The following is a 13,887-nucleotide window of genomic DNA, read 5'->3' as shown; positions in this document are numbered from 1 at the left end:
AAAGCTTCATGAAAAAACATTAAAATACAACAGAGAGTAGGGGAATGAAATGGCTGGGGAAAACAAGATTTTAGCTGAAGAGATCCTTGCACTATTAGGCGGCGCTAGTAACATTGGCAATTACACACATTGTATGACAAGGCTGCGTGTTACACCGAAAGATGAGAGTGTTGTCAATAAGGGTGCTCTTAAGAAAATAGACGGAGTTCTTGGAGTGGTGGAGGAGGAAACTCTTCAAATCATTCTTGGACCTGGAAAAGTAAATAAAGTAACAGAAGAGTTTGGTAAATTGATTGATGCAGCAGGCGGAATCAATTTAAAAGAGAAAGCTGCAAGCACAAAAGCAGAAATCAATAAGAAGAATGCAACACCGTTCAAAATGTTCTTACGTAAAATCGCAGGAATTTTCATTCCATTAATCCCAGCTTTAGTAGCATCAGGATTAATTACCGGTATTACAAAAGCGGTTATTCAAGCTGGTTGGTTAGCAGGTGACTCACAGCTTGCAACGATCCTGTCGGTTATTGGCGGCGGATTATTCGGTTACCTAGGAATTTTAGTCGGTACGAATGCAGCGAAGGAATTTGGCGGTTCACCAGCACTTGGTGCGATTGCGGGTATCTTAATTATTAACCCGGCTGTTGCAGGTATTCATTTGTTTGGCGCAGATTTACTTCCTGGACGCGGCGGTTTAATCGGAGTTCTGTTTGCAGCCATCTTTATCGCTTTAGTTGAAAAACAAGTCCGTAAGTATGTTCCAACTAGTTTAGATCTTTTCATTACACCAACTGTGGCTTTATTGGTTACTGGTATTGTTACTTATCTTGTTTTTATGCCGCTTGGTGGTTTCTTCTCAGACATTATCACAAAAGGGTTAACTTCATTGCTTGATATGGGCGGGGTTGTTGCTGGATTTGTTCTTGGTGCAACATTCCTTCCGTTAGTTGTAACAGGTTTACACCAAGGTTTAACACCGATTCACTTAGAGTTAATTAATACAATTGGTGATGACCCACTTCTTCCAATCCTTGCAATGGGTGGAGCAGGTCAAGTAGGTGCAGCGTTTGCTATCTATCTTAAAACAAAGAAAACTCGTTTGAAAAGAGCGATTGGCGGCGGTCTGCCAGCAGGTATTCTTGGAATTGGTGAGCCGTTAATCTTCGGTGTTACCCTTCCATTAGGTCGTCCGTTCTTAACAGCATGTTTAGGTGCCGGTGTCGGCGGTGCGTTCCAGGCAGCATTTGGAATTGCAACAGTAGCAATCGGGGTATCTGGGTTGCCGCTTGCATTCCTAGTTGTAACAGGTCAAGTTCTCCTTTATTTAGTAGGGGTATTAATCGCCTATGCAGCTGGATTCTTGTTCACGTACCTATTCGGTTTCAATGATGAGATGGCTGGTGAATTTGATTGATCGGTATTTCCTTCTATCTAAATGATCCTTTAGCAGAAGAACGGATTGCTTTAGCTGGAAGTATGGGTGTGAAGCGAGCATTTACCTCGCTTCACATTCCTGAAGAATCCGGTGATTTAGCGAACCGTGCGAAGCTGCTGCTTCAGTGTGCGAAGGATGCCGGGATAGAAGTTTATGCAGATGTTTCATTAAAAACACCTGGTCACTTGGGATTAGATAGTTTGTTTGAGCTAAAATCACTTGGCGTCAGCGGCCTCAGACTCGATGACTTTTTTGAAAATGAATTGATCTTGAAGCTGGCGGGAGAATTTAAGCTTGCGCTAAATGCCAGCATTTTGTTCGAGGATGATATTCATGCTCTATTAGATGGCGGCTTAAAACCGGGTCAGCTGTTAGCCTGGCATAATTTCTATCCAAGAATTGAGACAGGATTGTCTGACTGGTTTTTTCAGCGGCAAAATGAACTTTTTGAGAAATATGGAATCCCTGTGAGTGCCTATATTCCAGGTGATGGCGAAAAGCGTGGTCCGTTGTTTGAAGGACTGCCAACACTGGAAGAGCACCGTGAAATGGACCCATTTTTAGCGGCGTTGGAGCTGTTCCATAATGGTGTTGAGGATGTCTATATCGGTGATCCGGGGGTAAGTGAGACTCTTCTAAGAAAATTAATCGATTTTGATAGGGATCATAGTATTGAGATTCGAATCGAAGGCTTTCAAGAAGGTGAGTTCAAGCTTCGCCCTGATTTTTCCCGAGATGTTCTACGGTTTATGGATACTAGAAGTGTTGAGTCAATACTTCCTGAGAATACGAGCGAACGTTGGCTTGGCAGTATCACTAGAGACAATGACGAATATGGCCGCTATCGCGGTGAGGTTCAAATCACTCTATGTGACTTGCCTGCCGATGAAAGGGTCAATGTGGTGGGAAAAGTTGTCGAAGAAGATATCGTGTTTCTTTCATATCTCAAACCTGGTCAAAAGGTGAAATTCATACATGTGTAAAGAGAACTGCTTCCTTTGGTTCTGATTTCTGTCACAATGATAAATGTAAATGAAATAGACCATCAAATTGTAGTTGATTCTGATGGTCTATTTCTGTTGGTATGTAGGAATTCGGGTAATATCCGTGATTGTTTTTGTAGTTCAATTTGTTTATGAAAAAACAGACTTACAGAGTTTCTGTTAGTCCACAAAATGGACCTACATTTTTATAAACAATTGCCTATCTGAAATTCTTAATTTAAACCGCCCCTCGATGGTGACATAGTCCAGCGATAATGGGGCGGTATTTTAATAAACTAATAATAAATTTGAAAGATCCTGTACTCTGTTGTGTCTAAATTTATAATGGAAGTAATCTTGTCTTGTAGGTTTAATTTTCAAAAGCCCTGCGGAACGAAGTAGTAATAAGTGATGATGTATATTCCCTTTTGACATCCCCATCAGATGAACTAGGTCAGTAAATGTTTTACTTTCATCTTTCATACTACTAAGAATTTGTAATCGTTTTTCTTCAGCAAGTGCTTTAGTGATTAACAATGTTTCATCTTTAGTAGTCATTAAACAAGGAAAGGTAAGGACCACTTTATTATTGAAGATATCAATTAAAGATAAAGGGCGAAAGTGCCAAGTAGGGGCAAGAACAACTTCTGTAACCTGTAAATTTTCTATATCGAACCCTTTTGTTATTTTTTCAATTTCGTGAAAAGGATGAGCATTTAAGGCTGTTCTATCTATATTCTTTATGTGATCAGCCAAAATCGTCGTTACCATTTCCTCAATATCGAGAAAATATTCCTCATACCACATTGATAACAATGAAAGATGTTTTTTCCTCCTGTCCTCTAAATCATTGGACATTCCTTTTTTTTCGCTGACATATGGTGACAATAATTCGTACATTTCCCCTAGTGGTAGTTGCGAAAGCCATAAATGATACCCTCTAAAATCGTTATGAGGACAGTGTTCAATTAAGTGGACCGATAAATCTTCAAATTGTAAATCCTCTAGTTCCAAGATCTCCTCATCTAATTGCTTTGATATTTTATTTTTAGTTGTATTATACCAATCCTTTGAAATTGCCAAGTACTTAAGATGCGTTTGTCTTTTGTATAACGAAAAGCTAAGAAGTACTTCATATACAATTGAATCCAGGACTTTTATATTCATAAAAAGATCTCCTTTTATTTGGTATTTTTAGTTTAACATATATTGACTTATTTTTGTAGTTCAATTATCATTGAACCATAACGAAGAGGAGGGTATATATGGAAATCTATCAAACTGAGGAATTAATAGATGTTGTATATGGTCAAACGGCTGAGCGTGAGCTAAAACTTGATATCATAAAACCGATAGCTTCAGAGGAAACCTTTCCGGCTATTATTTATGTTCACGGTGGTGGATGGATGTCGGGTGATAAAAGAAAAGTAGGCGGGGAATGGAATGCCTCCTTCGCTAAATATGGGTTTGTTTGTATTAATATTAATTTTCGGTTGAGTGGAGAGGCCATTTTTCCTGCCCCATTATTAGATGTGAAAGAAGCTATACAGTGGGTTAAATCAAATGCAAGAGACTATAATATTGATGAAAATAAAGTTGGAATTTGGGGACATTCCTCAGGAGGGCATTTAGCTACTTTAGCAGCATTAAGTGCAGATCACTCCGAATTTACTTCTAAGGAACAACTTGTGTCGGAAAAGGTTAATGCGGTTGTTACGTTGGCTGGTCCAGTAAATTTATTAGAAATGGGAGGGTGGCACAATAACCCTAATTCCCCAGAATCAAAATTTCTTGGTGGAAGTGTTCAAGAACAAAGCATTAAAGCAAAATTAGCAAACCCTGTTTATTATATAAATGAGGAAACACCGCCTGTTTTAATTATCCAAGGAGATAATGATGAAATCTGTCCTGTTCAACAAAGCCAGCTACTCCATAAAGAACTGTCAAATTCATCCTATTTAGAGATTAAAGGTGCGGACCACGACTTTGTTGGCGGTGTATTAACCTTAGATGAAATTTTATGTTTAGTAAGGTCGTTTTTCACAAGAAATCTTAAAACAGGACTAATGAGTAAGAATGAACTTGCAATCCATCGTAAAGAGGTTAAAAAGGTAATGAATTGGTTCAAAGAAAATAGTAAATGAAATTAAATTCTTGCACATCAGAAAAAATGACGTGTCCCCAATTACACGTTATTTTTATGACACCGTAAAGTTTTTACCTTATTCAAGAGCAAATATAGATTAACTGACAGGTATCGGAACCCGTTATCCTTTGGGTGCAGTTTTTGCATTGGGCACTTATGGTGAATTTGGTAAAAACTTAATTTACACTTTGTTCAAACCTTCCTTAACTTTTGTTCACGTAATATGCTATATTTGTACAGGTATAAAATTACGCTATTTTTAATAAGGCAATTTCCTTTCAGGGGAAAGTGCTTTTTCTATTTTAAAGGAGGGGAAAGTTGTGAAAAGTCAGTTTTCACAGCGATTACTATGAGTTTTGTTGGTCTATTTTTATCAGGTGCAGTTCTTTTTCTAAATGGTCTTATGATTTTAGGAAAAGCGGATGGCAAGGCAGTCGGGTATTTTAATCTTTTTGTAGGAGTCATTCAAATCATTAATCCATTCTATTTAATTATAACTTCGGAACAAGGTAACTGGGATATGTATAATAATGCGGCTATCTTTTTATTTGGTTTAACGTATTTATATGTTGGGGTTAACAATGTGAAAGGACTTGAGGGTAACGGTCTAGGCTGGTTTAGTTTGTGGGTATCCATTATTTCCGTAGTGTATACGATTGTGTCTCTAGTTCAATTCCATGATGTGGTGAATGCCTTAACATGGGGACTCTGGGCATTTTTATGGTTCTTATTCTTCTTAACAGGCTCACTGAAGTGGAAGATTGATGGATATGTCGGGATTGCAGCGATTGTCTTGTCGTGGGTAACCTTAACCATTCCGGCGATGTTTTACTTTTTAGGTATATGGACAACACCAGCACTCCAACAAATCTGGACTTGGGTGCTTAGTCTAACCATTGTCTTTTTTGTAGTCAGCCTATTTAGTCCAAAACTCTCATTCAGGAAAGAAAAAAGCGGCAGTGAAGTTCAAGCTATATAAGATATTAAAAAAGTTCACGCCTAAGCGCGTGTGCTTTTTTTGTTTGGGCAATTATAATAAGGGAGGGATTTTGTGGAAGAGTTAAAATATTTAAATCCGACCGAGCTGCTGGAGAAAATTTATGATACGCTTTGTTCCGAGTATGAGGATGAAGCTCACTATGACGATGAAAAGGATAAACAAGATATAGAAGTCACCAAAAGACGTTTAACGAAAAAAGTGTTTAACGAATTCGTCGTCGATGATGAATATTTCTTAACGATGGATTCAAAAACCTTTAAAGAACGCTATCATTTATATGAAAAAGACTTACTCAAAATGATTACTGGCTGCAGCAAAAATGGCGTTCCCTATGAAAAGTTCATCATCATCATAGATGACCTGCTGGCAAGTGCCAACCATAGACTTAACGCTTTCGAACAACTAGAAGAAGAAATCACAAGAATAAAAGCAGAAAAAGAACAGGAAGAAGGTACAGAAGAAGTGGAAGAAGTGGAAGAAGTGGAAGAAGAAAAAGGCGAAGAGGGAGCTGCAGCAGTAGAAGAAGAGAATGAAGGAGAATAGAATACGATTATACAGTGATGTATAAATGGTGCCTGTCACCGCCCGTGGACATTGTCCACGGACGGTGACAGGCACCAATTTTTGGTCATATTACTGGGTATTAAGGAAAAGCTAATGGATAAAAGGAGGTTGATTGTAATGAAGATGAAGAAGTTATTATTGATGTTACTATTAAGTGGTTCTCTATTTTCTTTAACAGGTTGTGGCAATGACGAGAGGCCTGAGGAAGATGAAAAGATTGAAGATGTGGAAGAAGAGGATGAAATTGGAGATGGCGAGGTAGATGATGAATAGGGCTAAACCCGATCATCGTTTTCACCGCAAAATAGAAGGAGTGCCACAAATGGCACTCCTTGCTTTATACTATGGAAGGATATTTCCAGCTGCTCGATAGATTTCGTACCACTCTTCGCGCGATAGATCAATCTCACTTGCTTTACAACATTCCTTTAACCTGTCCACATTCATCGTACCAATTACTGGCTGCATTTTAGCTGGATGTCGCAGCAGCCAAGCAATCGCAATCGTGGTATTACTAACTTCATATCTAGCGGCAATCTCATCAATCTTTTGATTCAATTCTGGGAACTTCTCATTACCTAGAAACACGCCTTCAAAGAATCCATATTGGAAAGGTGACCAAGGTTGAATCGTGATATCGTTTAATCTGCAAAAATCAAGCACGCTGCCATCACGATCAATAGCAGAATCATTCTCCATATTTACATTCACACCATTTGAAATCATATTGGCATTGGTGATACTCAATTGCAGCTGGTTAGCCACAAGAGGCTGCTTCACGTATTTTTGCAGCAATTGAATTTGCATCGGCTTCTGGTTGGACACGCCAAAATGACGAACTTTTCCTGAGTTTTCAAGGATATCAAAGGCCTCTGCAACTTCTTCTGGCTCCACAAGAGCATCCGGACGGTGAAGGAGCAGTGTATCTAGATATTCGGTATTTAGGCGTTTCAAAATTCCATCCACCGAATGTAAAATATGCTCTTTTGAAAAATCAAACATCCCCTTGCGAATACCGCATTTGGATTGGAGGATGATTTTTTCACGAACCTCCGAATTCATATGAATCGCGTCTGCAAAAATTTCCTCACAGGTTCCGCCGCCATAAATATCTGCATGGTCAAAGAAGTTCGCCCCTTGCTCTAACGCAGTTTGGACAAAGCGTTCCGCATCGTTCTTTTCAAGAGTATTGATCCGCATGCAACCAACTGCAACCACGGGCACTTCTAAAGTGCTGCTTCCTAGTTTCATTGTTCTCATCGTCATGACCTCCATTTTGGGGAATATTCCATTATCGTAACAGCTATGTATCTCTACCTATTTTGACACATTAGCAGGATAGTATCAAAATTTACGAATGCTGCATTTGCCCATGTCTAGAGTCTAGTAATAGTAAAGTGCTATAATAGATTATTCCAATATACAAAAAAATGTAAGGGATTTCTCGGAAAGGGGGTAACATGCTTTTCTCATTACGCAATCGTTTATTACTTATTTTTACGTGTTTGCTAACGATTCCATTTATTATTTTATCATTGATTATCCCTAGCTTTTTTACGTCTGTTATTCGAGAACAGACACAAGAGTTGACCATAGAAATGATGGATCAATTTTCACTCTATGTTGATTCCATCTCGACACAGGCAGAGGATTTGGGTAAGCAAGTGCTTGTTGACCAGACTACACAGGAATGGATTCGTTTAAATAGACAGGATGGTGACAAGGAAGAAATCGATGCATTGATGAATCAACTTAAACAGGGACTATCCTCGATCATGATTAACAATTCTAATGCGATGTCGATTTCAGTGCTGCTTGATGATGGGACCGGTACTTGGGGGGTTCATTCCACACTTCATGAAAGTGACTGGTATCAGGACTTTATCCAACATAATCAGGACTATGTTAAGTCACATCTGGATCCATTTCAGCAAAGTTATGAAATGCAGCAGAAGAAGATCAATAGCTATATTTTACCCCTCATTGATACCAATACGATGATATCAGCAGGGATCATTAAGGTGAATTTTCCTTCTGCTTTATTGGAAACCGCCCTAAATAAAATCACAATTGGTCAAAATGAGCATACCTATTTGTTAACTCAGCAGGGTGAAAACATTTTGTCAGGCAAGATAAAGACACCAAATTCGATCTTGGAACAAAGTTTAAGTCAAATTACCGCCAGCGATGACCAAGAAGGGGTAATTGAAGCCTCTTATCAGAAGGAGAAGTATTTAGTTTTCTTTCAAAAGCTTCCAGTAGGGGATTGGATCCTAGTCAGCGAAGTGAGAGAGTCTGATTTATTCGCAAGGGCCAATCATTTACAGCAAAACCTTCTGCTAACAAGTGCAGTCCTTTTTATCATAACGATAATGGCTTCGGTGATTCTTTCTAACAATATTACTAGTCCTTTAGGAAAACTTGCAAAAGCGATGGGGTTTATCGAACGGGGAGATTTTTCGGGTGCAAAACGCTTGATGCCGAACATTAAATCTCAAAATAATGAAGTGGATTACCTTATTAATGTTACGGAACATACGATTGATCAATTACAGAATTTAATAGAAACAGAATATGAAGCTAATTTGCGCAGGAAAGATGCGGAATATAAAGCGTTATTATTACAAATCAACCCTCACTTTCTGAATAATACACTTGAAATTATTGGAAGTTTAGCACTCCAAGAAAAAAATAAAGAGGTCATGAATGTCAGCATTTATTTAGGGAAAATGCTGAGATATTCTTTAAATACAAAAAGCAATATTGTCCCGTTAGGTGAAGAAGTTAACTATATAAAAAGTTACACGAACATATTAAAGTTAAGATATGAGGATACAATCACGATTCAAATGGATGTAGATCCTGAGACCATAACGATTCCTGTAATAAAATTCATTTTACAGCCACTTGTGGAAAACGCTGTGAAATATAGTTTCACTGAAAAGACGTTTGCAGATATTTTTATAAAAACGGAAATGGCGGGCAGTCAGCTTACCCTATCGGTAGCTGATAAAGGAATGGGGATGTCTGAGGAAATCATCTCAGATTTATCATCCAAGGGTGATAAAACCATACACGTATTGGAAAGCAAGGGGAACAGCATTGGGCTAAGAAATGTCCTTGGACGATTACAGCTTACCTATGGAGATGACTTTTCCTATCGGATTGAATCTACGAAAAATGAAGGCACGAAGATTACTTTACTGATTGATTTGAAAAGGGGGGAAAGACAGGATGAACGTGTTAATTACGGATGATGAGATTCAAATTCGAAAGGGCTTACGCTTAAAAGTAGACTGGGAGGAAGAGGGATTTCAACTAGTCGAAGAGGCTTCAAATGGAAAAGAAGCTCTTGAAATCCTCCAAACCCAAGATATCGATATCGTGATTACCGATATGAGAATGCCTATTATGGATGGAGTAGAGTTAGCCAAACGTTGTCATCGAGATTTTCCCCATGTAAAAGTCATCGTTTTATCAGGTTATTCTGATTTTGAATATGTGAGGAATTCACTGCAGCAAGGGGTTAAGGACTACTTATTAAAACCTGTTGCCCCTGATGAATTAGTAGAAGCACTGAGGAAAATTCGGAAAGAAATAGAAGAAGAAAAAAGAAAACAGGTTGAAATCGCACAAATGAGCCGACTTGTTCATTCTCATATACAAGAATTACAGGAACAATTTATCCTTCATTTAGCAAAAGAAGAAGTATTACATCTTCCGATTGTGATTGAAAGACTTCAGCAGCTTCAATTAGAAGAACTGGCAAATGAGAATACGAAGGTACAATTTATAACAGTGGAAATTAGAGAAAGCCACGATCCCAAGCGCCTGGAGGAGCTAAGGATGCCATTTCAGTTGTTGTGCAAGGAAATGGCTCAACAACAAAGAGCAACCTATGTATTTGAGGATCCAAGCTATCCAAATATGGTTCAATTTTTAAAGGTAATGGAAGGCAATTCACCAGAGACAAATCAATTCGTTTTGCAAATCCAGCAAAACGTTAACAAGCTATTAAAATTAGAAAGTGTCATTGGAATTGGTACGATTGTAAATGGACTTTCAGAATATCGAAGTGGATATATATCCAGTTTACTTGCTTGGAGCCAAAGTCAACTTGGGTCAAGGTCACAGATTATGGACCAAACTGCTGCAAGCGAAGAAGTGTTTGACTTTTCTCCGGATTTTGAAAGACGTATAACGAATTCCATTGAAAATGTTGATTTTGCTGCTTTTAAAGAGAATTTAGAGGTCGTTCTGGAAGGGTCTGAAGGACGTTCGGTTATGTCGTTTTCCTTTGCGGCTAACCAAGTGTTATTTATGTTGGGGTCATTAGCCAAAAAGTACGATGTCGAGACGAAGGACATCCAAAATACGATTTGGAATTGCCAGCAAAATATATGGAAGCTTTATTCGCAGCATAAAGTGAAAGAGGACCTGATTCAATTAGCCTCATTAATCATTGGAAAAATTCGCCTTGCTCGTTTTTCCAATAAGAAATTAATCGATAGTATCCGCCATTATTTGGACCAGCATTATGCAAGTGAAATATCCCTTACTACCTTGTCCGCTCTATTTCACATTAATAGTGCCCATTTATCGGAAACCTTCAAACATCATGTCGGCCAGAACTTTAGTGATTATCTGGTGAATTTGAGAATGAAGAAGGCAAAACAATTACTTAAAGATAAACAGCTGAAAATCATTGATGTCAGTAACTTAGTTGGTTTTTCAAACTCAGGGTATTTTAGTACGGTCTTTAAAAAACATTTTGGACAAACACCTTTAGAATTTCGTAACTCGATTGGAGAATAAGTCGGTTGCAGGGAGGAGGAGATTTTAGGTGAAGAAATGGGTAACACTCATCATTGTTTTGGGTATAGCGGGATTCGCCTTTTTTTCTTTATCAGGTAAAAGTCCAGATAAGGAGAAACCGATAAAGCAAGTCGAGCTGACCTTTTTACGGAATTTAACGAATCCGGCGTTTAATCAGGCATATGAAGAGATGGTTGCAGCCTTTGAAGCAGCGCACCCCACTATTAAAATTAATATGCAATCGATGCACTGGGGAAGTGAATACGAATTAAGACTGCGTACGGAACTGGCTGCAGGAAACCATCCCGATATAATGGCAATTGATAGTCCGAACCTGGCTCTTTATGCAAATTCTGGTTCGCTTTTATCGATTGATTCTTATATGAAAGAGGAAGGGAATATTGACGATATACCTGAAGGTGTATTAAAGGGGTTAATCTATAAAGATGAAATTTACCTTGCTCCCATAGTGGAATCGAGCATTGCCTTATTTTATAATATGAATCTATTCAGGGAGGCTGGAATCCCCTTTCCTTCAGGAAATCCAGACCATCCTATGACGTGGGATGAAGTGCTGGAAATTGCAAAAAAAATCAACGATCCTTCAAAAGGTGTGATAGGAATAGACCCGGCCCAAGGCTTTAATGTTGGAGAAGCACCTGCCTATTTTAAAATGCCGATCCTTTGGCAGTTTGGAGCAGACGTGATTAGTCCAGATGGGTCAACCGCAGAAGGATATCTCAATTCTCCGGAAGCATTAGAAGCCCTGCAATTTTATCAAGATTTATATCGTAAGCATGAGGTAGCGGCGGTTGAAATGCCTCCGACTCCTTTTGAAAATGATAAGCTTGGGATGACAATACTGGGTTCTTGGGCGATATGGGAATTGCAGCAAACTCCTGGTTTTGTATTAGGAGAAGATTATGGGGTCGCCCCCCTGCCAAAGGGTAAATATCAAGTGGCCCCGAATGGCGGTTGGGCGCTGGGAATTTCCTCCAAAACCAAGCATCCAGAGGAGGCATGGGAATTTGTGAAGTTCGCTACAGGGTATGAAGGGGCGAAAATGTTCGTTGAGATTTCCGGTGATTTACCTGCGAGATATTCAGTTGCAAAAGACTTCCCGGAACTCAATGAATATCCCAAAAATATCTTTGTCCAACAAGACCAAAACTACTCAAAAAGTCGACCAGTAACTCCAGCTTATCCAGTTATCAGCGAAGCGATTAAAGAGTTATTTGAAGACGTCGGGCTGGAAGGGGAAAATGTTGAAGAAGCCGCAAACAGAGCAGTAGAGAAAATTAATAATGGTTTAAAAGATATCAAAAAGTAATAGAGTCCTCTAGTTTACTAACTAGGGGATTTTTCTATTTAGGAACGAATGAATACCTGGTTACACCTGATTGAGGACTTAAATTTACAAGGTCCTGCTAGATTAGTCCTCAATCAGGGGTATTGAGGACAAAACAAGGAAGGGCCCAAAGAGGATTAGTCCTCAATCAAGGGGATTGAGGACAAAACAAGGAAGAGGCCAAAGAGGATTAGTCCTCAATCAGGGGTATTGAGGACAAAACAAGCAAGAGCACAAAGAGGATTAGTCCTCAATCAAGGGTATTGAGGACAAAACAAGGAAGAGCCCAAAGAGGATTAGTCCTCAATCAGGGGTATTGAGGACAAAACAAAGAAGAGCCCAAAGAGGATTAGTCCTCAATCAGGGGGATAGAGGACATAACTCACAGGAGAATCAAAAGATATGTCTTCAATCTTCAAATTATCGAGATAAAAAAATGTCCTTAAGACATCTCTTAAGGACAAAATTCTATAATAGGATCATTCTACATTTCACTCATAGAAGGCCCATTGGCCAAGACCAGTAATTTTAAGATTCTTTCTCAATACTCTGCTTATTCTTTTCCTAGAATCGACTACGCCACACCATTCATGAATAACGTTTGTCGTGATTTTTTGCTCGGGAAACAAAAGCTTGAATTCCTCTACATTGCGCATTACGGAAACTGTTACCAGTTCTTCACATCCACATTCACCACAAATCAATTTCTTCCCAACTATCGTCACTGAAAATGAGTCACATTTACAGCAGGTTAGCCCTTTCTTCATCGCCTCATAGCTATAGTTAGGAACCTGAATTTTGGGTGGTACTGTTTGGTGCAATGAAATGAGCTTGTCCGCTAGATTTTTATGCGACTGATTGAGCCTTGATGGTTTCTGGTCTAATTTTCTTATAAAGGCGTCAAGCTGGGTGGGAAGTATTATAGGCAGGTCAGGTGGAGTTTGATACAACGTAAACTGGGGGTTGATGAAAATGACATATGCTTCAATCGTAAGTTTGCTTCCTAGTGATTGAAGAAGATTGTTCAGCAGTAACTTACTTCGTTTTAATTGGTCTAGCGGGTTCTGTATATCTCGTCCGCCAATAGTTTTAAAATATTCTGCGTCATAAATGTACTCGCCTTCGTAATTTTTTACATCAAAGAGGGAACAGGTCTCTTGAAAAATAAGGGTTGAATCAAGTTGAAAACTAGACGTGCTGCTCTCAAGCTGCAAATCATTCAAAATATAACAGTCGCGTTTAAGTTTCTCCGTCAATATATCAAACTGTATTTCCCCTCTAAACCCTTTTTCTTGGTTTAAATAATACCAATGCTCATCTTCAGACAATTTCATTCGTTTGTTTAAAACTCGTAAAATCATTAATATTACTGATACATCACGTGCTTTGTATGGCATATCCCACATCCTTTCTCCTACCCATCATATCGGAAAAACAGAGTGAAAGCGATGTCAAACTTCCGAAAATTTTAAACTGCTATAACCAAAAATATTAAACTCTTAATTCTCCCCCTTTTGTTATATTTAACCCATGTTGAAAGTGCTTTCAGCAGAACTAAGTTGATAGGAGGGTAAGAGAGTGGAAGAACTAGTAAAAGCA

General features: G+C 38.7%; 12 protein-coding genes. 9 read left to right on the top strand and 3 right to left on the bottom strand.

Annotated features, from left to right (window positions below; genetic code table 11):
- Positions 1-49 precede the first annotated feature (49 nt).
- Both H0184_RS23880 and H0184_RS23875 read left to right on the top strand, forming a co-directional pair.
- Complete coding sequence (locus H0184_RS23880; protein WP_221829201.1) at positions 50-1,411, top strand: PTS transporter subunit EIIC; 1,362 nt, start codon at positions 50-52, stop codon at positions 1,409-1,411.
- Positions 1,408-2,415, top strand: coding sequence for a MupG family TIM beta-alpha barrel fold protein (locus H0184_RS23875; RefSeq protein ID WP_221829199.1), 1,008 nt, complete (start codon positions 1,408-1,410; stop codon positions 2,413-2,415). Before H0184_RS23880 ends, H0184_RS23875 begins: the two co-directional genes overlap by 4 nt.
- Positions 2,416-2,703: 288 nt before the next feature.
- Here the strand turns inward: H0184_RS23875 and H0184_RS23870 are convergent, their stop codons facing one another.
- The gene (locus H0184_RS23870) at positions 2,704-3,582 is read right to left on the bottom strand and encodes a winged helix-turn-helix domain-containing protein (protein WP_221829197.1); all 879 of its coding nucleotides are present in this window, start codon (positions 3,580-3,582) and stop codon (positions 2,704-2,706) included.
- Positions 3,583-3,680: 98 nt separating this feature from the next.
- Here H0184_RS23870 and H0184_RS23865 point away from each other — a divergent pair, with 98 nt between their 5' ends.
- The 4 genes from H0184_RS23865 to H0184_RS23850 all read left to right on the top strand — a co-directional run bounded on the left by H0184_RS23865 (position 3,681) and on the right by H0184_RS23850 (position 6,398).
- Positions 3,681-4,559: an alpha/beta hydrolase gene (locus H0184_RS23865; RefSeq protein ID WP_221829195.1), complete on the top strand. Its 879-nt coding sequence runs from the start codon at positions 3,681-3,683 to the stop codon at positions 4,557-4,559.
- Between the two features lie 351 nt (positions 4,560-4,910).
- A complete protein-coding gene (locus tag H0184_RS23860; protein WP_221829193.1) occupies positions 4,911-5,540 on the top strand; it encodes an AmiS/UreI family transporter in 630 nt (209 codons plus the stop codon).
- A gap of 72 nt (positions 5,541-5,612) precedes the next feature.
- Positions 5,613-6,104, top strand: a complete 492-nt coding sequence (locus H0184_RS23855) for a hypothetical protein (protein ID WP_221829192.1) — start codon at positions 5,613-5,615, stop codon at positions 6,102-6,104.
- Between the two features lie 138 nt (positions 6,105-6,242).
- Positions 6,243-6,398 (top strand): hypothetical protein, encoded by a 156-nt coding sequence (locus tag H0184_RS23850; protein ID WP_221829297.1) that lies wholly within the window; start codon positions 6,243-6,245, stop codon positions 6,396-6,398.
- A 69-nt stretch (positions 6,399-6,467) separates the two neighbouring features.
- On the opposite strand, the gene H0184_RS23845 is transcribed toward H0184_RS23850, so the two are convergent.
- Positions 6,468-7,385 carry an aldo/keto reductase gene (locus H0184_RS23845; protein ID WP_221829190.1) on the bottom strand — a complete coding sequence of 306 codons (918 nt, stop codon included), beginning with the start codon at positions 7,383-7,385 and terminating at the stop codon, positions 6,468-6,470.
- Positions 7,386-7,585: 200 nt separating this feature from the next.
- Between H0184_RS23845 and H0184_RS23840 the strand changes: the two genes are divergently transcribed.
- From H0184_RS23840 to H0184_RS23830, 3 genes are read left to right on the top strand one after another with little or no spacing between them, the layout of a single operon-like run.
- Positions 7,586-9,382 carry a cache domain-containing sensor histidine kinase gene (locus tag H0184_RS23840; protein WP_221829188.1) on the top strand — a complete coding sequence of 599 codons (1,797 nt, stop codon included), beginning with the start codon at positions 7,586-7,588 and terminating at the stop codon, positions 9,380-9,382.
- Positions 9,360-10,940 carry a response regulator transcription factor gene (locus H0184_RS23835; RefSeq protein WP_221829187.1) on the top strand — a complete coding sequence of 527 codons (1,581 nt, stop codon included), beginning with the start codon at positions 9,360-9,362 and terminating at the stop codon, positions 10,938-10,940. The genes H0184_RS23840 and H0184_RS23835 overlap by 23 nt, the downstream gene beginning before the upstream one ends.
- 28 nt (positions 10,941-10,968) lie before the next feature.
- A complete protein-coding gene (locus H0184_RS23830) occupies positions 10,969-12,270 on the top strand; it encodes an ABC transporter substrate-binding protein (protein WP_221829185.1) in 1,302 nt (433 codons plus the stop codon).
- Positions 12,271-12,779: 509 nt separating this feature from the next.
- Here the strand turns inward: H0184_RS23830 and H0184_RS23825 are convergent.
- Positions 12,780-13,685, bottom strand: a complete 906-nt coding sequence (locus tag H0184_RS23825; RefSeq protein WP_221829183.1) for a nuclease-related domain-containing protein — start codon at positions 13,683-13,685, stop codon at positions 12,780-12,782.
- Between the last annotated feature and the right edge of the window lie 202 nt (positions 13,686-13,887).

It is taken from the genome of Neobacillus niacini, from assembly GCF_019749295.1.
GTDB lineage: Bacteria > Bacillota > Bacilli > Bacillales > Cytobacillaceae > Neobacillus > Neobacillus niacini_D.
This window is presented reverse-complemented; position numbering and strand designations above follow the sequence as displayed.